General features: G+C 75.1%; 18 protein-coding genes and 3 pseudogenes. 13 read left to right on the forward strand and 8 right to left on the reverse strand.

Annotated elements, in window-relative coordinates; translation table 11 throughout:
• Positions 1-1,023 (forward strand): methylmalonyl Co-A mutase-associated GTPase MeaB, encoded by a 1,023-nt coding sequence (gene meaB / locus P3H78_RS12725; RefSeq protein WP_276109036.1) that lies wholly within the window; start codon positions 1-3, stop codon positions 1,021-1,023.
• A gap of 237 nt (positions 1,024-1,260) precedes the next feature.
• On the opposite strand, the gene P3H78_RS12730 is transcribed toward meaB, so the two are convergent.
• Positions 1,261-2,337: an enoyl-CoA hydratase/isomerase family protein gene (locus P3H78_RS12730; RefSeq protein WP_276109037.1), complete on the reverse strand. Its 1,077-nt coding sequence runs from the start codon at positions 2,335-2,337 to the stop codon at positions 1,261-1,263.
• Positions 2,338-2,585: 248 nt separating this feature from the next.
• Between P3H78_RS12730 and P3H78_RS12735 the strand changes: the two genes are divergently transcribed.
• Both P3H78_RS12735 and P3H78_RS12740 read left to right on the forward strand, forming a co-directional pair.
• Positions 2,586-3,524 carry an NUDIX hydrolase gene (locus P3H78_RS12735; RefSeq protein ID WP_276109038.1) on the forward strand — a complete coding sequence of 313 codons (939 nt, stop codon included), beginning with the start codon at positions 2,586-2,588 and terminating at the stop codon, positions 3,522-3,524.
• Between the two features lie 412 nt (positions 3,525-3,936).
• Positions 3,937-4,276, forward strand: a pseudogene (locus tag P3H78_RS12740) (protein-L-isoaspartate O-methyltransferase family protein); the annotation flags it as partial.
• Positions 4,277-4,461: 185 nt separating this feature from the next.
• Here the strand turns inward: P3H78_RS12740 and P3H78_RS12745 are convergent.
• On the reverse strand, positions 4,462-4,743 hold the full coding sequence (locus tag P3H78_RS12745; protein ID WP_276109242.1) for a hypothetical protein: 282 nt from the start codon (positions 4,741-4,743) through the stop codon (positions 4,462-4,464).
• Here P3H78_RS12745 and P3H78_RS12750 point away from each other — a divergent pair.
• From P3H78_RS12750 to P3H78_RS12775, 7 genes and pseudogenes are all read left to right on the forward strand, one after another.
• Positions 4,639-5,202: pseudogene (locus P3H78_RS12750) on the forward strand (aldo/keto reductase); the annotation flags it as partial. The gene P3H78_RS12745 and the pseudogene P3H78_RS12750 sit on opposite strands and share 105 nt — an antisense overlap.
• Positions 5,203-5,484: 282 nt before the next feature.
• Positions 5,485-6,663, forward strand: a complete 1,179-nt coding sequence (locus P3H78_RS12755; RefSeq protein ID WP_276109039.1) for a phosphatidylinositol-specific phospholipase C domain-containing protein — start codon at positions 5,485-5,487, stop codon at positions 6,661-6,663.
• Positions 6,664-7,069: 406 nt separating this feature from the next.
• A pseudogene (locus P3H78_RS33380) lies at positions 7,070-7,361 on the forward strand (DNA glycosylase AlkZ-like family protein); the annotation flags it as partial.
• A complete protein-coding gene (locus tag P3H78_RS12760; protein WP_438827956.1) occupies positions 7,287-8,027 on the forward strand; it encodes a winged helix DNA-binding domain-containing protein in 741 nt (246 codons plus the stop codon). The pseudogene P3H78_RS33380 and the gene P3H78_RS12760, both read left to right, overlap by 75 nt.
• Positions 8,028-8,103: 76 nt before the next feature.
• The gene (locus tag P3H78_RS12765; RefSeq protein ID WP_313884401.1) at positions 8,104-8,352 is read left to right on the forward strand and encodes a hypothetical protein; all 249 of its coding nucleotides are present in this window, start codon (positions 8,104-8,106) and stop codon (positions 8,350-8,352) included.
• 26 nt (positions 8,353-8,378) lie between these two features.
• Positions 8,379-8,849, forward strand: a complete 471-nt coding sequence (locus tag P3H78_RS12770; RefSeq protein ID WP_276109041.1) for a S26 family signal peptidase — start codon at positions 8,379-8,381, stop codon at positions 8,847-8,849.
• 179 nt (positions 8,850-9,028) lie between these two features.
• Positions 9,029-9,862, forward strand: coding sequence for a dienelactone hydrolase family protein (locus P3H78_RS12775; protein ID WP_276109042.1), 834 nt, complete (start codon positions 9,029-9,031; stop codon positions 9,860-9,862).
• On the opposite strand, the gene P3H78_RS12780 is transcribed toward P3H78_RS12775, so the two are convergent.
• A complete protein-coding gene (locus P3H78_RS12780; RefSeq protein WP_276109043.1) occupies positions 9,829-11,184 on the reverse strand; it encodes a serine hydrolase domain-containing protein in 1,356 nt (451 codons plus the stop codon). The genes P3H78_RS12775 and P3H78_RS12780 overlap by 34 nt on opposite strands.
• A gap of 562 nt (positions 11,185-11,746) precedes the next feature.
• On the opposite strand from P3H78_RS12780, the gene P3H78_RS12785 reads away from it, so the two are divergent.
• On the forward strand, positions 11,747-14,296 hold the full coding sequence (locus P3H78_RS12785; protein WP_276109044.1) for a beta-galactosidase: 2,550 nt from the start codon (positions 11,747-11,749) through the stop codon (positions 14,294-14,296).
• A 622-nt stretch (positions 14,297-14,918) separates the two neighbouring features.
• On the forward strand, positions 14,919-15,104 hold the full coding sequence (locus P3H78_RS12790) for a hypothetical protein (protein WP_276109045.1): 186 nt from the start codon (positions 14,919-14,921) through the stop codon (positions 15,102-15,104).
• A gap of 117 nt (positions 15,105-15,221) precedes the next feature.
• Here the strand turns inward: P3H78_RS12790 and P3H78_RS12795 are convergent, their stop codons facing one another.
• Together P3H78_RS12795 and P3H78_RS12800 are read right to left on the reverse strand one after the other, a co-directional pair.
• Complete coding sequence (locus P3H78_RS12795; RefSeq protein WP_276109046.1) at positions 15,222-15,821, reverse strand: hypothetical protein; 600 nt, start codon at positions 15,819-15,821, stop codon at positions 15,222-15,224.
• A 230-nt stretch (positions 15,822-16,051) separates the two neighbouring features.
• Positions 16,052-17,137 carry a helix-turn-helix transcriptional regulator gene (locus P3H78_RS12800; protein WP_276109047.1) on the reverse strand — a complete coding sequence of 362 codons (1,086 nt, stop codon included), beginning with the start codon at positions 17,135-17,137 and terminating at the stop codon, positions 16,052-16,054.
• A 274-nt stretch (positions 17,138-17,411) separates the two neighbouring features.
• On the opposite strand from P3H78_RS12800, the gene P3H78_RS12805 reads away from it, so the two are divergent.
• Positions 17,412-17,645, forward strand: coding sequence for a response regulator transcription factor (locus P3H78_RS12805; RefSeq protein ID WP_276109048.1), 234 nt, complete (start codon positions 17,412-17,414; stop codon positions 17,643-17,645).
• Here P3H78_RS12805 and P3H78_RS12810 read toward each other — a convergent pair.
• The 3 genes from P3H78_RS12810 to P3H78_RS12820 form a co-directional block, all read right to left on the reverse strand.
• The gene (locus P3H78_RS12810; RefSeq protein WP_276109049.1) at positions 17,639-18,991 is read right to left on the reverse strand and encodes an MFS transporter; all 1,353 of its coding nucleotides are present in this window, start codon (positions 18,989-18,991) and stop codon (positions 17,639-17,641) included. The genes P3H78_RS12805 and P3H78_RS12810 overlap by 7 nt on opposite strands.
• A 42-nt stretch (positions 18,992-19,033) precedes the next feature.
• Positions 19,034-20,590: an amino acid adenylation domain-containing protein gene (locus P3H78_RS12815; RefSeq protein ID WP_276109050.1), complete on the reverse strand. Its 1,557-nt coding sequence runs from the start codon at positions 20,588-20,590 to the stop codon at positions 19,034-19,036.
• A gap of 73 nt (positions 20,591-20,663) precedes the next feature.
• Entirely contained in the window at positions 20,664-23,906 is a 3,243-nt protein-coding gene (locus P3H78_RS12820) for a non-ribosomal peptide synthetase (RefSeq protein WP_276109051.1), read from the reverse strand.
• Positions 23,907-23,923: the final 17 nt, after the last annotated feature.

Genomic DNA, 23,923 nt, shown 5'->3' on the forward strand with positions numbered 1-23,923 from the left:
GTGGCGATCGACCTCGACGCGTATGTGAAGGGTGTCCTCGACGGGAAGCGGGCGCTCGTGGCGCGCGCCATCACGCTCGTCGAGTCCACCCGGCCCCAGCACCGTGCGCTGGCGCAGGAGTTGCTCACCGAGCTGCTGCCGCACAGCGGGCGGGCGCGGCGGATCGGTGTCAGCGGGGTGCCGGGCGTGGGCAAGTCGACGTTCATCGACGCGTTCGGCACCATGCTGACCTCGCTGGGACACCGGGTCGCCGTGCTCGCCGTCGATCCGTCCTCCACCCGTACCGGGGGCTCGATCCTCGGCGACAAGACGCGGATGGAGCGGCTGGCGGTGGACCCGGCGGCGTTCGTCCGCCCCTCTCCCAGCGCGGGCACGCTGGGCGGGGTCGCCAAGGCGACCCGCGAGTCGATCGTGGTGATGGAGGCGGCCGGCTACGACGTGATCCTGGTGGAGACGGTCGGCGTCGGCCAGTCCGAGACCGCGGTCGCGAACATGGTCGACTCCTTCCTGCTGCTCACCCTCGCCCGCACGGGCGACCAGTTGCAGGGCATCAAGAAGGGCGTGCTGGAGCTGGCGGACGTGATCGCCGTGAACAAGGCGGACGGTCCGCACGAGCGCGACGCGCGTGCGGCTGCCCGCGAACTGGCGGGCGCGCTGCGGCTGATGCACGGCAAGGACGCGGCGTGGACGCCGCCCGTGCTGAGTTGCAGCGCGCGCGAGTCCGGCGGCCTGGACACCGTCTGGGAGCGGCTGGAGCAGCATCGCACGCTGCTGGACTCGACCGGGCGTCTCGTCGCGAAGCGGCGCGAGCAGCAGGTGGAGTGGACCTGGGCCATGGTGCGCGACGAACTCCTCGGCCGCCTGCACGCAGACCCGTCCGTACGCTCACTCGCCCCCGTCCTGGAACAGCAGGTCAGGGAGGGCGGGTTGACGCCCACGCTGGCCGCGGAGCGGATCCTGGGGGCGTTCGGGGGGCCGGACGGGGCCGTGTTCGGGAAGCCGGAGGGGGCCGCCTCCTCCTGACTCCGTGCGCCGCCCGGGGGCGCCGGCCCGTTCGCGGGCCGGCGCCCGCGGATCAGGAGGGGCCGGACGTCCAGCCGGTCCGCCGGACGGGGGACGGGCCCGCCGCGCCGCACGGCCGGGAGGGTGCCGTCCTTCCCGGCCGTACCGCCGGTAGCGGGCGGGTCCGCGGGCGAGGCCCGTCCCGTGCGACGGCCCTCGCGCGCCGTCACGGGCGTGGAGGGCGCCGGGTCCGGATGCTCAGCCGGTCGTGTGCGGGCCGGTTCCGGGGCCGGCGAGTCCCAGTTCGCGACCGCCGAGCGGCGTGAAGAAGCGCTCCACGTCGGCTTCCGTCACCTCGGCGAGGGTCGCCGGGGACCAGCGCGGGGCGCGGTCCTTGTCGACGACCTGGGCGCGGACGCCCTCGACCAGGTCCGGCAGGGCGAGGGCGGCACAGGAGACGCGGTACTCCTGGTCCAGGACCTGCTCCAGCGTGGCCAGACGGCGGGCCCGGCGCAGCGCGGCCAGGGTCACCTTCAGGGCCGTGGGCGACTTGGCGAGCAGGGTGTCGGCCGCCTCCTTCGCATCCGGGTCGGCGTGCGCGTACAGCCGGCGGAGGATCTCCTCGACGCTGTCGGCGGCGCAGCAGGTGTCGATCCAGTGCCGCCGGCCGGCGAGCTCCCCGGGCGGGGCGGGCCGGGTGTGGCGCGCGAGGGCGTCCGGCACGGGCATCCCGGCGAGGTCGTCGAGGAGGGCCGGGAGCGCGGCGGAGGGTACGTAGTGGTCGGCGAGCCCGCAGAACAAAGCGTCACCGGCGCCGATGTGCGCGCCCGTCAGCCCGAGGAGGGTGCCGGTCCCGCCGGGAGCGCGGGCGAGCAGGTGGGTGCCGCCGATGTCGGGGACGAAGCCGATGCCGGTCTCGGGCATGGCGATCCGGGACCGCTCGGTGACGATGCGGACGCTGCCGTGCGCGGAGACGCCGACGCCGCCGCCCATGACGATGCCGTCCATGACGGCGACGTACGGCTTGGGATAGCGGGCGATGCGGGCGTTGAGGTGGTACTCGTCCCGCCAGAAGGCGGCCGAGGCGGCGCCGTCGCCGTCGCGGGCGTCGTCGTGGACGGCGCGGATGTCGCCGCCCGCACACAGGCCGCGCTCCCCCGCGCCGGTGACGACGACGGCCTCCACGTCCGGATCGTGTTCCCACCCCGTGAGGGCCGCGTCGATGCGGCGGACCATCTCGTGGTTCAGGGCGTTGAGCACCTGGGGCCGGTTGAGGGTGATGCGGGCGGTCCGCCCCCGGGTGTGCAGCAGGACGGGCTCGGTGGTGCCGGTCATCCGGACGCCTCCGTCCGGCCGCGGGCCACGACGACGTGCATGTTCGCTTCGGTTCCTTCCTCGTGTCCCACGAGCACCCGGCTCGGCTCGCTCGGCTCGGCTCGGCTCGGCTCGGCTCGGCTCGGCTCGCGGGGCGGATCTCGCCTCTCCCCGGACCGTAACTCATGCGGCCGCTTCTCCGTTCTTCGATCACCAGTACGTTTTCTGCGCGCACGGCGCCGGACCGCGCCGCCCGTGACCCGAGGAGGGTGATTCCCCTGTCCGTCCAGAGCACCGGCACGAGCCCGGGCAGCACCGCGGTGCTGATCGTCAACGGCAGGGGGCAGTATCTGCTGCACCTGCGCGACGCCAACAGGCCGATCTGCGATGCCGGCACCTGGTCGCTGGTCGGTGGCGCCCCGGAGGGGTCCGAATCGCTCCACGAGGCGGTCGTCCGCGAGATCCGGGAGGAGACCGGCCTCGTCCTCGACGAGGTCACGCCCTACGCCACGGCACGGCCCGGCGGTCCGCACGCGACCACGGGGCACGTCCAGGTGTACGTCGCCCACTGGGACGGCGACGCGCGCGCTCTGCCGGTCACCGAGGGGATCCTGTGCGCGTGGTTCGACGTGTCCACGATGGACCGGCTGACCATGTGCGCCTGGGCGCACGACGTGATCAGGGCGCACTGGGCCGAGTACGGGACGGCGTCCCCGGCCGCCCGCGGTGCCGTGCCACGGCAGCCGTCCCTGCCCCGCTCCGGCGGCGCCCGGACGGTCCGGCAGGTGGTCGGCGCGCACCTCTACCTGGAGAACCCGGCGGGGGAGATCCTGCTCGGCCTGCGCCACCCCGACTCCGCGTTCGCCGGGGAGCTCTGGCACTTCCTGGCCGGTCACTGCGAGCAGGAGAGCGCCGTGTCCTGCCTCGTCAGGGAGGCAGACGAGGAGGCGGGGCTGCTGATCCGCCCCGAGGACGTCGAGTTCGCCCATGCCGTGCACCTGGTCGACGAGCCCGGCGGACCGCCCCGCATGCAGCTGGTCTTCCGGGCCCGGCGGTGGGAGGGCGAGCCCCGTCTCCGCGAGCCCGACAAGTGCCTGGCCTGGACGTGGTGGCGACCGGACCACCTGCCCGAGCCGATCGTCCCCTACACCCGCGCCGCGATCGAGGGGATCCTCACCGGCCGGCGGTACACCGAGATGGGCTGGTGACGGGTGAGGAGCCGCGGCGCGACGCCAGCAGGGCCGGCCACCGGGGCGTCGGGCGAGCCCCCGGGCTCCCCTCCGACGGCCACGGCCCGGACCCGGCGGCCGCCCGGGCGGCGATGGTCGCCCGGCTGGAGGAGTGCGGGGCGCTGTGGCCCGGACCGGTGCGCGATGCGCTGCCGGCTCTCCCGCGTGAGGTGCTGATGCCGCAGGCCTACGTGCGGTGGAGCCCCCCCCCCCCGGCGAGGAGCCGCCCCGGTGGGACCTGCTCGACCGGCCGGTGCCGCGGGACCGGGCGGAGCTTCTCGACGTCCTGCACGACGGGCGCAGTGTGCTCGTCCAGCACGACGGAGAAGCGCTCCTCGGCCGGGAGCCCGGGGTCCGGTCGGGCGGTTCGATCACGTCGATGTCGACGGTGATGCGTCTGACGGCCTCGCTGCTGGAGGAGCCGGACCTGCGGCCGGGGCAGCGGGTGCTGGACGTCGGCACGGGATCGGGGACGACCGCCGCGGTGGCCTGCCACGTGTGCGGTGACGAGGGGGTGGTCATGCTCGACCGGGACCGCCACCGCACCGACGCAGCGGCGGTGCGCCTGGCGGAAGCCGGTCACCGCCCGGCCGTGGTGTGCGGCGCGGGCGAACGGGGTGTCCGGAGCGGGGCCACACGACCGGATCTTCGTGTCGTACGCGGTGTCGTGCGTACCGGCCGCACTGCTGGACCAACTCGCCCGAGGAGGGCGGCTGCTCGTGCACGTCACCACGGCGTCCCCGTCGTGGCCCGCGCCGGCCGTCGTCACGCGCACCGGGGACGGTCGGATCGAGGCGGAGCTGAAGGCCGTGGAGTTCGCCCACCTGGCCGGTCACGATCTTCAACGGGTCCTGCTCACCCGCGAGTTCCTCGACCGGATCGCCACCGGGGCCGGTGGCCGGACGCGTCGGAGCGATCAGGCTCCGCCCGCCGACGCGGCCCGGGGGCTGTGGCCCGCGGTGGACCACGTGTGCGGTGGTGGGCTGGTGCGGGACTTCACGGCCCAGGAACTGGTGATCGGGGCGCCTGCCTGTGGATCCTGGCTGCGCGTGGCGGCGGACGGGCGGGACCGCTGGAGCGTGACCGCCTCCGGGACCGGCTGCGCGGCCAGGTCGAGGAGAACCTCCGCCAACTCGGACGCGACGCACTGGATCTGGTCAACCTGCGCATCATGGGCCAGGACGACGTCAGCGAGCACGTCGGCGCCCTCGCCGATCTGCGCGAGGCCGGGCTCGTCCGGCATCTCGGGCTGTCCGGTGCCGGCCCGGGGCACCTGGCCCAGGCGGAGCGGATCGCCCCGGTGGTGTGCGTGCAGAACCGCTACGGCATCGGCGCGTCCGGCGGCGACGGGATGGTACGGCTCTGCGGGGAGCGCGGCATCGTCGCCTTCGTGCCCTTCTTCTCCCTCGTGGGCCGGGGACGCCGGGCCGGTGGCGATCGGGCGGAGTACGAGCAGGTGCGGGACGTCGCCCGCGCGCACGGGGTGTCACCCGCGCAGATGCGCCTGGCGTGGATCCTCCGGCAGGGCCCGCACGTGCCGGCCATCCCCGGGACGGGCGACCCGGATCACCTTGTCGACAATCTCGCGGCGGGCACGCTCCGGCTCACGGACGAGGAGGCCGGCGTACTCGGCGCCCTCGGAGGACCCGCGTCCTGACGTACGACTCGTCGACCCTCGTCCGGACGTCCGGAGGGTGGGACCGGCGTCCTGACGTACGGCCACGGCCCGTGCCCTGCAGCCGTCTGCGCAAGCGCCGTCGTGCGGGCCGTACGCCGCCGGGAGGCAGCCCGGCGGGTGCGGTGCGGGCGGGGCGCCGGCGGACGTCCGTATGCCGGGGAGGCGGATGCGGATTCCGTGCGCAGGGCTCTGGGCACAGCGTCCCCCGGCCTCTACCCTCGGTGCCCGACTCGACCTCTTCCCCCAAGGAGGCGCACGAAGATGAGACGTGGAACGGGCGGTACCCGCTTACGGCGTCCGGCGGCCGGCCTGGCCGCCCTGGTGCTCGCCGTCGTGGCGCTGGCGGCCGGCGGAGCGCCGGCCCAGGCGGCCAAGGCCCGGGCGGACGGCCGGGCCTTGGCCGCGACGGTGGACCTGTCGCGCTGGATGGGCGACATGCACGGCTATCTGGACGGCCTGCCGCTGAACCGGATCGCGATGCCCGGCAGTCATGACTCCGGCAGCTGGAGCATCCCGGCCGACCCCGGGTTGTGCACGAGCGGCTGGTCCTACGGCGTGGCCTCCGTGGATCCGCGGCTGGCCGCCAGCATCTCCCGCTCCCAGAGGGGCAGTCTGACCGACCAGCTCGATCAGGGCGCGCGCTACCTCGACCTGCGGCTGTGCTTCGAGGGCGGGCAGTGGAGGACCTTCCACGGCGCTCCGATGGGCGGGCTGTTCTTCGGCGACGCGACCGGTGAGGCGGCCTCGCTCAAGCGCTGGGTCGACGCGCACCCCTCGGAGGTCGTGGTCCTCAGCGTGTCGGAGGCCGCCCCTGCGGGCACCGACGCCTCGCAGCCGCTGACCCGGCTGAGGGACCTGTTCGGCAGTCGCGTGGCCATCCGGTCGGAGCTGTCCCCGACCTCCACCTACGGCGACTTCGTCAAGGCCGGGAAGAACGTCGTCCTCATCGACGGCTCGTCCGCGGTCGACCGGCCCTGGGCCTGGCATGCGGACAGCATGTCCGACCGCGGGAGCTACCCGGCGGGAGATCCGTCCTGGTGGGAGATCGTCAAGTCCTTCTTCAAGGGCAGCCCGCCGCAGCAGGTCTACGACCAGACGCTGTCCCTGAACCAGGCGGCCCTGGCGCGGGACCCGGGGGCGGACGCCGGCCGTTTCTTCGTGCTGTCGAGCATCGTCCAGCCCGACCTGCAGATCCCCCAGCTGGCCCTGATCCGGCTGCTGTCCCCCTTCTTCCCGGCCTCCGTCCGCGACAACTACCTCATGTACCTGGCCAACGGGCTGAACCCGCAGCTGGCCGCCAGACTGCGGTCGGACTGGCGGGCACCGGCGCTCGCCCGCCACCTCAACATCGTGGCGATCGACGACCTCGGCGACCGGCCGCAGGGCGATCTCCAGCGCGCCGTGATCGACTTCAACACCGTCCCGGGCCGGACCGGGTGATCCGCTCCGTCGGGTCCGAGTGAGGGCTGTGCCCGGCAGGACCGGTGACCGTCCCCGGCGCCCTGCGGACCCCGGGTGCGGGTCCTCAGGTCGCCGGGCTCCGGGTGCGGGTCCGCAGGTCGCCGGTCGCCGGTCGCCGGGATCCGGGATCCCGGATCCCGGATCCCGGGGGCACCGGACCTCGGATGCCAAGGCCGACGGGCCGCACGGTCCCGCCAGGCACAGGGCTCGACGTCCGGAGGCGGTCGCGCGCGGTGCGGCCGGGCCACGGGGCGTGCGGCGCACCGGGGGCGTGTGCGGTGCTCCCGGCGTCGCTGCGTGGTTGGCTGGTGTACGGCGGCCGGGACCGGCGGCGGTCCGCCGCGGCCGCCGGTCCACGCAGGCCCCCAGGATGCGGAGAACACGTATGAGCGACACCGTCGGCGTCCGCGAACTGAACCGGGCGACGCTGGAACGGCAGCTCCTGCTGCGCCGTGACAGCCGGCCGGTCGGCGACGTGATCGCGCAGGTGGTCGCCCTGCAGGCGCAGGCGCCCAACGCCCCGTACGTCGGCCTGTGGTCGCGGGTCGAGGACTTCCGCAGGACGGACCTGACGCGTCTGATGGAGGACCGGCAGGCGGTGCGTGCCACCATGCTGCGGGCCACGCTCCAGCTCGTCACCGCGCGGGACTACCTCGGGCTGCGCGGTCCCCTGCGGCCCGCGCTGGTCCGGACGATGCGCGGCTTCACTCACGCTCCGCTGTCATCTGCCCGTGGTGCAGAAGCCTCCCGGCGGCACCTGGGGGTCGGGCTCCCGCGCGACGTACGTCGACGCCGAGGACTGGCTCGGCGCCCCGCCCACCGAGGAGCCGGATCAGACCGGTCTGATCCGCCGCCACCTGGCCGCCTTCGGCCCGGCGACCGCGAAGGACGTCCAGGTGTGGTCCGGGCTGACCGGACTGGGCCCGGTGCTCGCGCGGCTGCGGACAGAGCTGACCGTGCTGCGGGCCGAAGACGGCACCGAGTTGTTCGACCTGCCGGACGCCACCGTGCCCGACGCGGAGACGCCCGCTCCGGTGCGGCTGCTGCCGGAGTGGGACAACGTCCTGCTGTCCCACCACGACCGAGGCCGGGTGGTTCCGGCGGAGTACCGCTCCCGGGTCTTCCGCCCGGGCGGCCGCGTCCTGCCCACGGTGCTGCTCGACGGGTTCGTCGGCGGGGTGTGGCGCCTGCGGAACGAGCGGTCCGGTGCCCGGCTCACCGTGGAGCTGTTCCGCGAGCCGGGCGCGGGCGACCGGGACGCGGTGGCGGCGGAGGCCGAGCGTCTGCTCGCGTTCGTCACGGGCGGACCGGGCCGGCCGGTGGAGGTCGTCGTCACGGACTGAACCGGCGGAGGGCTACGCCGACCTGCTGATCCTCGACGAGCCCAGCTCGGGCCTGGACCGGGAGGCCGAGCACCAGGTGCACCGCACCCTCGGCCGTCACCGCCGGGGGCGGGCCGCCCAGCTGGTCTCGCACCGCCTGGGGACCCTGCGGGAGGCCGACTCCATCGCCCTTCTGGTCGACGGCCGGATCGCCGAGCGGGGCTCGCACGACGCACTGATGTCCCTTCAGAACAGGGACTGCGCACGGCTTTTCGGCCTCCAGGCAGCAGGATACGCCGCGCCGGGAGAGCGGGCGGCAACGGCCGCGGCGGAGGCCGCCTCGTGAACCGGACGGAGACGGAGGACGGGCGTATGACGCGTGCCCTGCGCACGGCGACGGCCCTGGGCGCGGGCGTGCTCTGCGCCGCACTGGGCCTGCTGCGTTCGCGCCTCGCGCTCTTCCGGGTGACCGGTTCGAGCATGGCCCCGGCCGTCGCGGACGGCGATCGGCTGCTGGTCCGCCGCACCGCGCGGGTGCGCCACGGCGACGCGGTGGTCTTCCGCGATCCCTTCCCGCTCGGCGACGGCGACGAGGCACTCGCCCGTCTGGTCAAGCGGGTCTCCGCACTGCCCGGCGACCCCGTGCCGCCGGAGGTGCGCGGTGTCGTCGGCGCCCCCGTGGGCGGCCGGGTGCCACCGGGCTCCCTCGTCGTCCGCGGGGACGCCGTCCGCACCCAGGACTCCCGCCACTTCGGCCACGTCGCCGAGTCCGCCCTGCTCGGCGTGGTCCTCACCCGTCCCGCGAGGGCCGCCCGCCGCCGCGTCCGCGGCCCGCGAAAATGAGGGGTCGGGACCGCGACCGCCCTGCTATCTTCCTCGCGACCGTGACACCGCCCGAGGAGGTGAGACCCGTGAACGCAGGAACCGTGTGGGTGCTCCCCCTCGCCGTCATGGTCGGGCGGACGACGTAGGTGTCGCCGGGAGCGCCTCGGAAGCAAGGCACTCCCGAAAGGCAACACCTCATGAAGACACTGCAGTTCACCGCGGAAACGACGTCGGACGGCGTCCGCGCACGCGACTTCGCCGTCGACGGGGTCCCCGGGGTGCTCTGGTCGCCCGCATCCGTCACCGGTACGGCCGGTCCTGCGCCCCTGGTGCTGATGGGCCACGGCGGCGGCACCCACAAGAAGGCGCCGGCCATGTCGGGCCGGGCGCACCGCCTCGTCACCGGCTGCGGGTTCCACGTCGCCGTCATCGACGCACCCGGTCACGGCGGCCGGCCGCGCACCGCGCACGACGAGCGTGAGATCGCGACGATGCAGAGGGCGATGGCGGCGGGTGAGCCGGTCGGCCCGATCGTCGTCCGCTACAACGCCCACCTCGCCGAGCGCGCCGTGCCGGAGTGGCTGGCGGTCCTGGACGCGCTCCAGGAACTGCCGGAGATCGGCCCCGGCGGGCCGGTCGGCTACTTCGGCCTGAACATGGGCACCGCGATCGGCGTGCCTCTGACGGCAGCCGAACCCAGGATCACCGCCGCGGTCTTCGGCATGTTCTGGCACGACCCCCTGGCCGACACGGCGCGGCGGATCACCGTCCCGGTCGAGTACGTGCTCCAGTGGGACGACGAGCACATCCCGCGCTCCTCCGGTCTCGCGCTGTTCGACGCCTTCGCCTCGAAGGACAAGACGTTGCACGCCAACGCGGGCCGGCACAAGGAGGTTCCGCGGTTCGAGGCCGACAGCGCGGTCCGCTTCTTCGCCCGGCACCGCCGCCGCGGGATCCGGATGTGCCAGCGGGGGCGCCCCCGCGCACTCCGTCTCCGTCAGCCGCCCTTGGAGAGGGAGAGGCCGGCGTAGACCTGGTCGAGGACGGCGGGCAGCAGGGCGTTGGCCGTGGTGCGGCCGTCGGGCGACAGGGTCAGGCCGGTCCAGATCACGAGTGTGACACCGTGCTCGGGGTCGTGCCCGATGAAGGAGTTGAAGCCGGGCAGTTCGCCGCCGTGGTAGTACATCGCCGCGTGCGGGCCGAAGCGCTGGTACGAGATGCCGAGGCCGTACTTCCGCCCGGCCGGCGCGGCGGGGTCCTCGGGCCGCGGACTGTTCCGCCACACCCGCTGGTACACGGGGCCGAGGACCTTGCCCGTCACCAGCGCCCGGATCCACGTGGCCAGGTCGTCGGCGGTGGACACGACGCCGCCGGCCGCGGTGGCGTAGGACGGGTTCTGGTGGGTGTAGTCCAGCGGCGCGAGCCTCCCGGAGCGGGCCGCGGCCTGCATCGCAGCGGGGTAGGGCCGGTCGACCAGCGCGTAGGCCGTACCGCCGTACATGTAGCCGTGGGCGTAGGGGGCGGGCAGGGACACGTCGTGGGCGTCGGGCAGGGACGTTCCCGTCAGGCCGAGGGGGGCGAACAGCCGGTCCTGGAACTGGCGGGCCAGCGGGCGGCCGCCGGCCTTCTCGGCGACGAGGCCGAGCAGCAGGTAGTTCGTGTTGCTGTACTCGTAGGAGGTGCCGGGAGCGAAGTTCGGCGGGTGCCGGAAGGCGAGGTCGAGCATCTGCCGCGGGGTGAAGGACCGGCCGGGGTCGGCGTCCAGGGCGGCCGCCAGTTCGGGTGCCGCGGTGTAGTCGTACAGGCCGCTGCGCATCGTGAGCAGCTCGGCGAGGGTGATGTGCTCACCGCCCGGCACCCCGGGGACGTAGGCGGACACCGGGTCGTCCAGCCGGAGGCGGCCCTCCTGGGCGAGGAGGGTGATGAGCGCCGCGGTCATGGTCTTGGTGTTGGAGGCGATCCTGATGTGGTCCGCGGTGGTGGGCGACCGGTCCGCGCCCCGCTCCGCGGTGCCGACGCCGACACGGAAGGTCCCCTGCGGGGTGCGGAGCAGGACCACCGCGCCCGGGACCATGAGCCGGTGGGCCGCCTGCTCGACCACGGACCGCAACGCGGCGGGGTCGATGCGCCGCAGGTCCGACGGGCCGGGATCGGCGGTTCGCACCGCGGCGGAGGCGGTCGGCCGGGCGGGCCCGGCGGGACGGGCCGCCGTCGCGGGCGCGTCCGGCGCGTGCGCGGGGCCCGCGCCGGGCGGCAGGGCCCACCCGGCGACGAGCAGGGGCACGCACGCCACCGCCAGGGACAGGCGGCGCGAACGGCCCGGGGCGTCGCCGCCGGCTCGATCAGGTCTCATGACTGCACCACAAGATGGGGACAAATGACCTGATTTTATCATTCTTTGACGTGCACAACCGCCGGTGACCGGGGTGCACGGGGCGTCCTGGAGCGGCACGGCACGCGGCGTCGGGGGCGCGCGGGACACGTCCGCGGGGACATCCGGCGCCACCCCGGAAGCAGCACGGGGCACCCTGAAGCGGTCGTCCGGTGCGGCTCCGGCTGGGGCAGTCGCCCGGTGCGGCTCCGGCCGGGGCGGTCGTCCGGTGCGGCTCCGGCCGGAGCGGTCGCCCGGTGCGGCTCCGGAGACTCGCGGGCGAGGGGATCCACCCGGCCCCGGGACCGTGGGCCCGGTCCGCGGCCGGTGCCGCCGCGCCGGCCCGGAGGCCCCGCAGCGGGGCCCCGGCGGGCCTCCCCCGTCAGCGGATCACGCCCGGCGGCCGCGCGTCGCGGCCGCGCCTCCGCACCCTCGGAACCACCCCGGAAACCGCACACCACGCCTCTTGTATGCGCTTTCTGTATGCGCTTACAGTAGCGCCGCCTCCTGGCCACCCCCCAACCTCCCCCGACTTGGAGCCGCCATGACGCACCACCTGTCCCCGGGCCGCAGAACCGTCCTCGGCGGGCTCGCCGCCGGCGCGGCCGCCGCGGCCGGAGGTCTGCCCGTCGCGACCGCCGCCGCGGCGGCGGAGCCCCGGGCCGCCGCCTCCTCCGCGGCCCCGCGCAGGGCCGGAGCCGTGGTCACCTACCGGGACAAGCAGTTGCTCGTCGACGGCAGGCCCACGATCGTCCTGGCCGGGGAGATCCACTACTTCCGGCTCAAGCGGGGCGACTGGCAGTCCCGGCTCGACCTGGCCAAGGCGGCGGGCCTCAACACCATCGCCACGTACATCCCGTGGATGTGGCACGAGTTGCCCGACGGGTCCCTGGACGTCACCGGGCACAGCCGTCCCGAGCGCGACCTCGGAGCCTTCCTCGACCTGTGCGTCGCGAACGGCTTCCATGTGATCGCGCGTCCGGGACCGTTCACCATGGCCGAGCTCAAGGGCGAGGGCATTCCTGCCCGGGTGCGCCGGGAGCACCCGGAGATCAACACCAAGGGCTGGAACGGCGATCCGGGCACGGCCCAGCAGGTGGACTACCTCGCCCCCGCCTTCCTCAAGGAGGCCCGGCGCTGGTACGACACCGTCGTCCCCGTGATCGCGAAGCGGCTGCCGGGCCACGGCCGGCCGGGTGTGATCGGCGTGCAGCTCGACAACGAGGTCGGCATGCTCGCCTGGGTCAGCAACGGCCCGGACCTGACGGACCACACCGCGAAGGACTTCGACGCCTGGCTGCGGCACACCTACGGCGACCGCCTCGCGGACCGCTACCCCTTCGCCGGCGCCGCGCTCCCCGCGCGCCTCGCGGCCGTCCGCGCCCCGAAGGACGGGTACGCGGCGGCGCTCATGCACGACCTCGGGGTCTTCTTCCGCGGCCGCCACGCCGAGTACATCAGGACGCTGCGCGGCTGGGCCGAGGAGAACGGCATCACGGGAATCCCGTTCGCGGTCAACATCCACGGCACCGGCGGCGGGCACGGGGCCTCCTTCCCCATCGGCATCAGCCAGCTCATGGAGAGCTACGCCGGGGTGCCCGGGATGATCTCCGGGTCGGACATGTACCTCAACGACCTGACGGTCAACAACGTGACCGACCTGTACGTGATGAACGCCTTCATGGACGCCGTGCACGACCGGCACCAGCCGCTGGCCTCACTGGAGTTCGACGCGGGCAGCGGCGACTACGGAGAGGACAAGGACGCGCAGATCGGCCCCTCCGGGCTGGACCTGAAGACCCGGCTGTGCCTGGCGCAGGGGCACCGGCTGCTCAACTACTACCTGTTCGCGGGCGGGTTCAACCCCAAGCTCGACAAGCCGGTCGGCGACGGCAACGACCGGATCGGCATCACCGGCGAACGGCACGGTTTCGCCGCGCCGGTGACCCCGGAGGGCACGAAGGGGATCACGTACGACTCGACCCGGAGCACCCTCGCCGCGGTGAACGCGCTGGCGCCCGTCCTGGCGACCATGCGGCCGCAGACCGACGGGGTGTCCCTCGGCTTCGTGCCGGACCACTACCTGACGGAGTACCGTCCGCCGGGCAGCGACACGGTGCAGCGGGTGCTGAGCGACCTGGAGCCCGCACGCGGGTTCGGCCCCCGCGGCTCCCTGACCCGCGCCCTGCTCTTCGGCGGCGTCCGCTACGACAGCGTCGACCTCCAGGCGGGGGACCTCGACCCACGGCGGGTACCGGTGCTGGCCCTGGCGAGCGGTGAGCACCTGGACGCGAAGCTCCAGCAGCGCCTGGTGACCTACGTACGGTCCGGGGGGCGGCTGCTGCTGTCGGGCAGACTGCCGGTGAAGGACATGGCCGACGGGGCGTGCACCGTGCTCGCCGACGCACTGGGCCTGTCGGGGGGCCGGACCCTCACCGACGCCGACCGGTTCTGGCTCTCCGTCACCGGGCACGGCTGGGCCGCCGGCCGGCCCGAGGTGCGGGTGCCCAACGCCCAGCTGTGGCGGGCCGATCGGGGCAGCACGGTGCTGCGGGAGGTGTCCACGGGTGAGGGATGCGCCTTCGACGTGCCGCTCGGGCGGGGCAGCGCCGTGGTGGTCACCACCGCCTACCCGTGCGACCTGGTCTTCTGGGGCGCGGCGCTCAAGGCGCTCGGCGCCGCACCGGGGCTGGCGCACTCGGCCGTCACGGCCCCCGGCGTCTTCTTCCTCACCACGCGGAACGCGGACGGCGGCCGCCTGCTGCACGCCTTCAACACCACGTCCGGATACGCCCAGTCGGTAACGGTCAGCGAGCGCGGGAAGGCGCTGTTCGGGGGTGCGGCGCTGCATCTGGCCGGCCGCAGCGCGGCGATGCTGCCCCTGGACCTGAAGGTGGGCGGGCTCCACCTGGCCCACGCCACCGCCGAGATCACCCGTGTCGGCGGCAGCGCGGTGTCGTTCCGGGCGCTCGGCGACGAGGCGGTCGTGGCCGTCGAGGGCAGGGCGGTGTGCGAAGGGGCCAAGGTGACGTCCGAGGGCGGCCGCACCCTGCTGCGCGTCCGCCGCCGGGAGTTCACCGTCCGACGCGGCTGACCCTCCGGCCCCGGGCGCCGGCGGGCGCCCGGGCGCGGGGCCGTCCGGCGTGCGGCCGGGCCGCCCCGCGCGGCCGGACGTGCGGTACCGGAATGCGACGGTGCCGCCCGCGCACCTGTCAAGAGGCGAATTACGGGGACTTCCCGCGCCGTTGAGTCTTCATGGAAAGTGATCCTCGTGTCGTCGTCGACCGACCGATCCGACCGAGGAGACCCCCCGCGATGCCCACTCACGACCGCGGATCGCTGCCGCCGACCTCGCCGCAGGCCGGCGTCCGGTCCGTCCGGCAGTTCGACCCCTCGCGCCGCGACCACGCCATCGCGGCCACCGGGAGATCCACGGGGCTCGGCCTGCGTCACCCCGGCCCCGCCGGCGGCCCGCGCATGCCAGGAATGGGATGTTCCGCACAGGGAAGTCCCCCGGCTCATCGGCCGATTCGCCCCGAATGAGGGGTTTTGCCGCCCCTCATTTTAGGGCCAGGCAGTTTGATGAGTGCCGCGGCGGACCGATTCGGGGCCGGGAGGCGGCAGGGTTGATCCCGCAAGCCACCGAACGGAGGGCGCGGACCGACCAGGTGGTGATCCACCCCGCGCCCGGCCCTTGACTCCCTGGGGGGAACACCATGATGAAGCGTCTCGCACTGGCCGCGGCGGCCCTCTCCGTCCTCGCCGGCGCCCTGCTGCTGCCCGCCGCCGCCCGGCACGGCGACCGTACCGCCGCGGACGAGCGGACCCACGTCGTCGTCACCGGCTCGGCGCAGGGCGGCCACGGCAACAGGAACATCGACGACACGTCCTGGGGCGGCTGACCCGCAGCGGGCCGACCGCGGGTCGGCGGCGCGCGGCCGGACCGGACACGGAACGAGGCTCCTCACCGCGAGGCGCCTCGTTCGGCCGTTCTCCGGCAATGCCTTGATGACGGACCGTCATACACCGGCCGGAGAAGGCGGCGTGGAGCCGAGGACGAGCACGGTGCAGCGTGCGCCCGAGGTGGGCTCCGCGCGGCGGGACCAGCCGTCGGGCACGTACAGGACCTCGCCGGAGCGCAGGCGGTAGCGGAGCGAGGCGCAGGGCCCGCCGCCCTCCCGGCCCTCCGCGAGACTCCAGACGGCCGCGCCCGCGATCTGATGGACCAGCAGATGCCCCGGTGGCACGGACGCCCCGCCGGTTCCGTCCCCGTCGCCGCCCTCTCCTTCGTCCCCGCCGGTCCCGACGCCGCCGGCGACCGCGCGGGTCGCCAGCCCGGTCAGCTCCGCCAGGCCGGAGGCCAGCAGCTCCAGGCGGTCCGCGCGCACCGCGTCGGCCGCGTCGTCGCCGTCGGGCAGGCCGTCGAGGAGCGGATGGACGTCCTCCGGCCACAGCACGCCCGGCGCGCGGTCCAGGTGGACCGAGAGGAACAGCGCCAGTTCCCGCAGGTGGACCGCTGACGGGTCGCCGTCCTCGGCGTCCTCGGCACGCGCCGCCTCCGGCCGGCCCGACGGACCCGCCGCGAGACCCGCCGCCGGGCCGTCGACCGGCATGTTCATCGTGCGCCCCTCTGTCGTGCCGCGTTCACCTGGCGCACCGCGTCCGGCCGTGCGCACGGGACCCCATGCCGAGGTCCCATCGGGGAAGCATCCTGCACGCGGCCGGGCGGCCACCAGCCACGGAAACGCGTTCCCGGAATCACGTGACACACACGGAGGGTCCGCTCCCGTGCGCCGCGGCGGGGCGGGAGGGGCCGGCGGAGGCGGCCGGGACCGGCCGGGAGGGCAGGTCAGGGGCCGGCGGAGCCCCCGCGCGAGGCCTCCCCGGAGGGTGGCCCCGCGGCCCCTTCGGGCAGGTCCGCGCCGGCGGATCCGTCCCCAGGCCGGGGCCCGGTCCCGGCGGGGTCGTCGAGGAGACCGCGCACCGCGGCGGCGACGCCGGCCTGGAACCGGCTGCCGGCGCCGAGTTCCTCCATGATGTCGGCGATGTGGCGGCGCGCCGTGCGCAGGGACATCCCGAGCCGCCGGGCGATGGCCTCGTCCTTCAGGCCGGCCGCGAGCAGCCGGATGATCGTCTCGTGGATCTCGCGGGCCACCTCCTCCAGACCCTGTCCGACGGCGTTGGAGAACGGGGTGGCCAGGTCCCAGGTCTGGTCGAAGATGTCGCACAGGTAGGCGACGGTGGACGGCTCCCGGATGACCACGGCACCCCAACTGCCGTCCCGGACGGGGATGAACGCCAGCTCGCGGTCGAAGGCGATGAGCCGGCCGAAGAGTTCGTGGGCCGTGCGGTACTCCGCGCCGAGCGCCGAGGCCGCGGCGACGTACGCCTGGCTGGGGCCGTTGAAGCGGGCCGTGTGGTGGTAGAGGCTGCGCATCGATATGCCGCGCCTGAGCATCACCTCGTCGCGCTCGAGCGCCTCCTGCATCGCCGCGGGCACCCGGCTGCCGCCGCCGGGCTGGCAGGTGAGCACCTCGCGGCGGCACTGGGCCGAGGCACGGTTGAGGGCGCCGCGCACGTCCTCGACGTTCTCCAGGACCTCCAGGGCCTCGCCGGTCTGGCGGCGTTCGAGGTAGTGGGGCACGAAGCGCCCGAGGTCCTCGCGGATGCCGCTGATCTCGCGCTGGCGTTCGCGGATCTCCTCCTCCAGCGGCGCGGCGAGCCGGGCGGCGGCGGTGTCCGGCGCCACGGCGAACGCGGCCGCGTCGTCGCCCGGTTTGCGGTGCAGGAGCTGGGCGCGGAGCAGCCGCTCGACGCTGACCCGGACCTCGTCCGGGTCGCGGCCGGTACCGGCGGCGACGGCCTCCACGCCGATCGTGCGGTGTTGCAGTACCCAGCTGTAGACGTCGAGATCGACGTCATTGAGATCAGACAACACTCTTGCCCCATTTTGCATGCTTCGCCCCGGGTCGCTTTGCTGCCAGGCACCTTGGTGAGGTGTCCTCCCCCTGGCGTCAGCATAAGCAGGACGAAAGTCTGTTCAGGAGCATCCGCGGCGGCGAGTTGGCAATGTTCGATGCCGCCGGAGGACCCGAAGGAGCAGAGTGAACCACGCCCATTCGCCGATGAATCCCCTGTCGAGAGCGTTTTCCGCCGCAATACTTCCGGACACCGTCCGGCGTCCCGCATCCCCCTCACCGGAGGCCGCCTTGACCGAGACCCGCCCGGACACCCCCCGGCTCGCCTCCCTCACGCCCCGCGAAGAGGAGGTCCTCGCGCACCTGGCCCAGGGCCACACGTACCGGATCATCGCCCGCCGGATGGGGCTGAGTCCGCACACGGTGGACACCTACGTGCGCCGGCTGCGCGGCAAGACCGGATCGGTCAACCGGACGCAACTGGCGCATCTGGCGTTCCAGTTGGGGTACGGCCCCGGCTACTGAGCCGGTCCGTCCTCGAAGGTGCGCATCCGCCGCAGCCGGGAGCAGAGCAGGATCAGCGGGGTCGCCGACAGGGCGGCCGTCAGGCACCACAACGCACCCCGCACACCCGCCAGTTGCCCGAGCGCACCGGCGAGCAGGCCGCTCACGGGCAGGATCCCCCACACCAGGAAGCGCATGGTGGCCGTCATCCGGCCCAGCAGGTGCGGCGGGCACACGGTCTGCCGGTAGGCGACCTGGCAGATGTTGTACGCGGTGACGCCGCCGGACTGGATCAGGGCGCCGAGGACGAACAGGCCGATGCGCCAGCCGGGCCCCGCCATCGGCAGCAGCAGGCCGAAGGGCATCGCGACCAGCAGGGACAGCCAGGTGAGGCGGGCCGCGCCCACGGCGTGCGACAGCCGCTCGGTGACCAGCGCGGCGAGGACCGAGCCCACGCCGGCCGAGGTGAGGACCCAGCCGACCGCCGCCGGCGCCAAGCCCACGGTGCGGGTCAGGAACAGCGTCTCCAGGGCGAAGATCCCGCTGAGGAAGAGGTTGACGGAGGCCGTGCTCAGGGCGATCACCCGCAGGACGGGATTGCCCAGGACGTGGTGCAGCCCCTCGCGGATCTCCGCCGCGAGCCGGGTGCGCGCGGCCGGTGCCGGGCGGTCCTCCCGTACCTCGATCCGGCCCAGCAGGACCGCGGAGACCAGGGAGGTGACGGCCTGCCCGGCCAGCGTCCCCACCGCACCCAGGAGCTGCACGAGGAAGCCCGCGATGCCGGGACCGGCCAGTTCGGCCGCCGAACGCACGGTCTCCAGGCGTGAGTTGCCGCTGACCAGGGGGGACCGCCCCACCAGGGTGGGCAGGTAGCTCTGGTCGGCGACGTCCCCGAAGAGCCGGGCGCAGCCGAGCAGCAGCGCCACGGTGCAGAGCAGCGGCATGGAGTGCAGGTCCAGCAGCCAGGCCACCGGGACCGCGGTGAGCAGCACGGCGCGGGCCAGATCGGCGGCGATCATGACGTTGCGTCGGCGCATCCGGTCCACCCAGGCGCCGGCGGGCAGTCCGAGCAGCAGGAACGCGGCCTGCTCCGCCGCGGCGAGCAGGCCGGCCTGCCAGGCGTTGGCGTGCAGGGTCAGCACCGCGGTGAGGGGCAGGGCGACGTACGTGATGCTGCTGCCCAGTTCGTTGCAGATGTGCGACGCCATGAAGCGCCGGAAGTCGCGCCGCTGCCGGCGGGACGGGCCGGGGGCGGCGCCCTCCTCCGGGACGGCCGCGCCGGGGGCGGGAGCGGGGCCGTCCGGGGTCGGGCCGGGCGCGGTGTCCGCGTCGGGGGCGGGGCCGGAGGCGGCGGTGGGGTGGGACACGGGGGTGGTCCTTGTCTGAGGAGGGGTGCGGGCGGGCGGTGGTCAGCCGTCGGCGACGCCGGGCAGGGCCCGGGGGTCGAGCTTGCCGCCCGGCGTGCGCGGAAGGCGGGGCAGGACGACCACGTGGGCGGGCACGAGGTGGGCGGGGACGCGGGCGGCGACGTGGCGGCGCACGTCCGCACCGTCCGCTGCGCGGGCCGGCGCCAGGGCGACGTAGGCGGCGACCTGCACCTCGCCGCGGCGGGTCACCGCACGGGCGGTCACGTCGACCACGTCCGGGTGGGCGGCCACCGCGGCCTCGACCTCCTTGAGCTCGACGCGGTGGCCGCGCACCTTGACCTGGTCGTCGGCGCGGCCCAGGAAGCGGAGCGTGCCGTCCGGCGAGCGGCGCACGCGATCGCCGGTGCGGTACATGCGCTCCCCGGCGCCCCCGCTGAACGGGTCCGGCACGAAACGCTCCGCGGTCAGCGCCGGCCGGCCGTGGTAGCCGCGGGCCAGGCAGTGCCCGGCGAGGTACAGCTCGCCCGCCGCCCCGGGCGCGACCGGGGCGAGGTCCTCGTCCAGCACGTGGGCCCGCACGCCGGGCAGCGGCACGCCGAGCGGGATCACCTCCTCGCCGTCGGCCCCGGCGAGCGCGGCGGCGTGCGCCTCGTGGCAGGTGGCGGTGATCGTCGACTCGGTCAGGCCGTAGGCGCTGGTGACCGGCGGCCCGCCGGCGGCGTACCAGCGCACCAGGTCGGCGGTGCGGCCCGCGTCGCTGCCGATGACCACCCGGCGCAGCGCCGGCGGCAGCGGCCGGGGACGGCGCTCGACGTCCTTCGCCCACTGCGCCCAGTACGGCGTGGGCAGGTTGGCCACGCTGACCCGCCGGTCCGCGAGGAAGGGCTCCAGCTCGCCGGGCGCGGCCACGTTGTCGGCGACGAAGACGGCGGCGCCGCCGGTGCACCAGGTGGGCAGGGCCTCCTCCAGGGCCACGTCGAAGGCCGGGGCGGCGAACTGCAGGACCCGGTCCTCGGCGGTCAGGCCGTACCGCTCGGCGAGCACCCTGCTCTGCCGGGCCAGTCCAGGGTGGCCGACCGCGACCGGCTTGGGCAGACCGGTGGAGCCGGAGGTGAAGAGCACGTAGGCGAGGGCGCCCGGTGCGGGGTCCGCGGGGGCGGCGTCCGCCGGTGCGCCGTCCGGCCGGATCGTGGCCGTCGCGGCCGCGGTGGACGCCCACAGCAGTGCGGTGCCGCAGCGCTCGTGGAGGGCTGCGGCGGCCGCGTGGTCCGCGACGACCGCGTGCCGGGTGCCGGCCGCGGCGAGCAGGGTGCGCAGCCGCTCGCCGGGGGTCGCCGGGTCGGCGGGCAGCAGGGCGGCGCCCGCGTACCAGATCCCCAGTACGGCCACCGCCCAGGCGGCGCCCCGGGCCACGCCGACGAGGACGGTGTCCTCCGGTCCGGCCCCGGCGGCGCGCAGTTCCCCGGCCAGCCGCCGGGCCGCCCGGTCCAGCCGGCCGTAGGTCAGCTCGCCGTCGTGGGCGACCACGGCCGGGGCGTCGGGGGTGCGTGCCGCCTGCCGGGCGACGAGCATCGGTACGGAGTGCTCGGTGGCGCTCATACGGGGTCTCCTGGTCGGTGCGGCCGGGCGCGGACGCGGCCGGGCGGCCGGGGGTCGGTGGCGGGGGTGCCGCTCACGCGCCGTCACGGGCGCGGGGGCGGAGGACGGGCCGGACCGGCGCGCGGCGCGCGGACGCGAGGCGGGCCGCGACACCGGCGGGCGTGGGTGTCTCGAACAGTTCGCGGATGGTGAGGTCGGCGCCGAGTTCGGCGCGCAGCCGGCCGGTGAGGCGGGTGGCGAGCAGCGAGTGCCCGCCGTGTGCGAAGAAGTCGTCGTCCGGGCCCGCGGAGGACAGTCCGAGGACGGCCGCGAAGACGGCGCAGACGGCCTCCTCGCCGGGCGTCGCCGGGGCCCGTCCGGCGGGTCGCGCCAGGGTCGCCGGGTCGGGCAGGGCCTTGCGGTCGACCTTGCCGTTGGTGGTCAGCGGCAGGGCGGGCAGGTGCAGCAGCAGCGACGGCACCATGTACGACGGCAGGGTGCGGGAGAGGGCCGCGCGGATGCCGTCGGCGGTGGCGCTGCCGGTGACGTAGCCGAGCAGCCGCTGCTGGCCGGCGCCGTCGCGGTCCACGGCGACGACGGCGTCGCCGACGCCGTCCACGGCCCGCAGCGCGGTCTCCACCTCGCCGAGTTCGATGCGGTTGCCGCGGATCTTGACCTGGTGGTCCTGGCGGCCCAGGAAGTCGAGCTGCCCGTCGGCGCGCAGCCGGGCGAGGTCCCCGGTGCGGTACATGCGGGCGCCGGGCACGGTGGCGTAGGGGTCGGGGACGTAGCGTTCGCTGGAGCGGCGCGGGTCGTTGAGGTAGCCCGGGCCGACTCCGGTGCCGGCGATGAAGAGCTCCCCGGGGGTGCCGGGCGGCACGGGGGCGAGCGCCTGGTCGAGGACGTAGAGGCGGTTGTTGCGCAGCGGCCGGCCGACGGGCAGCCGGCCCTGTTCGAGCAGCGCGTCGACGTCGTGGCCGATGAACGCGTGGGTGTTGTCGTCGGAGCACTCGGTCAGGCCGTAGGCGTTGACGATCGCGGCGTCCGGGTGGCGGGCGTACCAGCGGGTGCACAGGTCCGGCGGCAGCACCTCGCCGTTGACCACGAACCAGCGCAGGGCGGGCAGTTCGGGGTCCGGGGCGCCGGAGTCCCACAGGTCGAGGGCGGCGCGGACGAAGGAGGGCACGGTCTCCAGCACGGTGATGCCGTGCTCGGCGGCGGCGGCGAACAGGGCCGCCGGGTCGCGGGCGGCGTCGCGGGAGACCAGGTGGACGCGGCCGCCGGTGATCAGCGGGGCGAGCATCTGCCACACCGAGATGTCGAAGGTGAGCGGGGCGTTCATCACGACGCGGTCGGCAGGGGTCAGCCGGAGGTCGTCGAGCTTGGCGAGCAGGTGGTTGTTCATGCCCCGCCGGTGCACCATGGCGCCCTTGGGCCGGCCGGTGGAGCCGGAGGTGAAGCAGACGTAGGCGAGCCGGTCGGGTCCCGCGGTGGGGGGCGGCGGGGGTGCGGCGGTGGCCGCCGCGGCGGTGTCGAGGTCGAGGACGCGGACCGGGTGGGCGGTGACGGCGGCGGCGATCTCCCCCGCGCGGTCCCGCTGTTCGGGGGCGCAGAGCAGCCACGTCACTCCCCCGGCGGCCAGCAGGCCGGCGGTGCGGGTCACCGGGCCCTGCGGATCGAGGGGCACGTAGGCGGCGCCCGCGGCGAGGATGCCGAGGAGGGCGACGGGCACCCGGGCGGTCGGCTCGCTGAGGACGGCGACGAGGTCGCCCTCGGCGGCTCCGGCGGCGCGCAGCCCGGCGGCGAGGGCGTCGGCGCGGGCGGCGAGGGCGGCGTAGGTGTGGGAGCGGCCGGTGTCGTCGGTGACGGCCACGGCGTCCGGCCGCTGCCGCGCCTGTCTCCGCACGCGGTCGGCCACTTCGGCGTAGTCCTCCTCGCGGGCGGTGTCGTTGAACCCGACCAGGACGCGGTGGCGCTCGGCCGGCGACAGCAGGTCGACGGACCCGGCCGCCTGCCGGGGGTCGTCGGCGACGGCCCGGAGCAGGCGGACCAGGCGGTCCAGCAGGGCTCCGGCCTCGGCGGAGTCCACGGCGTCGGGCCGGTGGTCGATCTGCAGGCGCAGCCGCTCGCCGGGGATGGCGGTGAGGGACAGCGGGTAGTGGGCGGCGTCGTGCGGGTCGACGCCGGTGACCCGGAGGTCGCCCGCGGACAGCGCGGCCAGCCCGTCGGCGTCGACGGGGTAGTTCTGGTAGGCGACGCAGGAGTCGAAGAGCTCTCCGGCTCCGGCGGTGTGCTGGATCTCGGTGAGGCCGAGGTGGTGGTGCTCGATGAGGCGGGCCTGCTCGTCCTGGAGACGGGCGAACAGGTCCGTGAGGGGCTCGGCGGGGTCGATGCGGACGCGCACCGGGACGGTGTTGATGCACAGGCCGACGATGTCGGCGACGCCGGGCAGGTCCGGGGAGCGGCCGCTGACGATCGCGCCGAAGACGACGTCGTCCGAGCGCAGCCGGTTGCCGAGGAGCAGCGCCCACGCGCCCTGCAGGAGGGTGCCGGGGGTGACGCGGTGGGTGCGGGCGAGTGCGGTGAGCCGGTCCGTGAGGTCCTGCGTCAGCGTGGTCTCGACGCGGTGCGGCAGTACGCCGGCGTGCGCGGTGGAGACGGGAGCGGTGCGGCTGCCGCCGGTCAGCCCGGCCAGGGCGCCGCGCCAGGCGTCGCGGGCCGCGTCGCTGTCGCGGGTGCCGAGCCAGCCCAGGAAGGACGCGTACGGGGTGACCGGGGGCAGCGCCGCGTCCCCGGGTCCCGCGTCGTGCAGGGCGAGCAGCTCGCGGACGAGGACGGGCCAGGACCAGCCGTCGAGCAGGATGTGGTGGTACGTCAGCAGCAGGCGGTGGCTGAGCGGGCCGGTGCGGACGAGGGCGAGGCGCAGCAGCGGCGGGCGGGCCAGGTCGAAGCGGCGGGCGCGGTCCTCGGCGAGCAGGGTGTCCAGGGCCGCCTGCAGGTCCGCCCCGGCGAGTCCGGTCAGGTCCCGCTCCTCCCAGGGCGCGGTGACGTCGCGCTGGACGACCTGTGCGGGGGCTCCGGAGGCGCGGCGCAGGAAGCCGGCGCGGAGGTTGGCGTGCCGGCGCAGCACGGTGTCGGCGGCGGCCCGCAGCCGGGCGGGGTCCAGGGGGCCGGTCAGGTCGAACAGGAGCTGGGCGACGTAGACGTCGTGCCCGTCCTCGTCGAAGAGGGCGTGGAAGAGGATGCCCTCCTGGAGCGGGGCGAGGGGCAGGACGTCCTCGACCCGTGCGGAGGAGGCGGCCGGTCCTGCGGGGTCCGGGGCGGGAGTGGGGCTCACGGTGTTCCTTGTCGGTC

The organism is Streptomyces tropicalis, assembly GCF_029269835.1.
In the GTDB taxonomy this organism is placed as follows: Bacteria; Actinomycetota; Actinomycetes; order Streptomycetales; family Streptomycetaceae; genus Streptomyces; species Streptomyces tropicalis.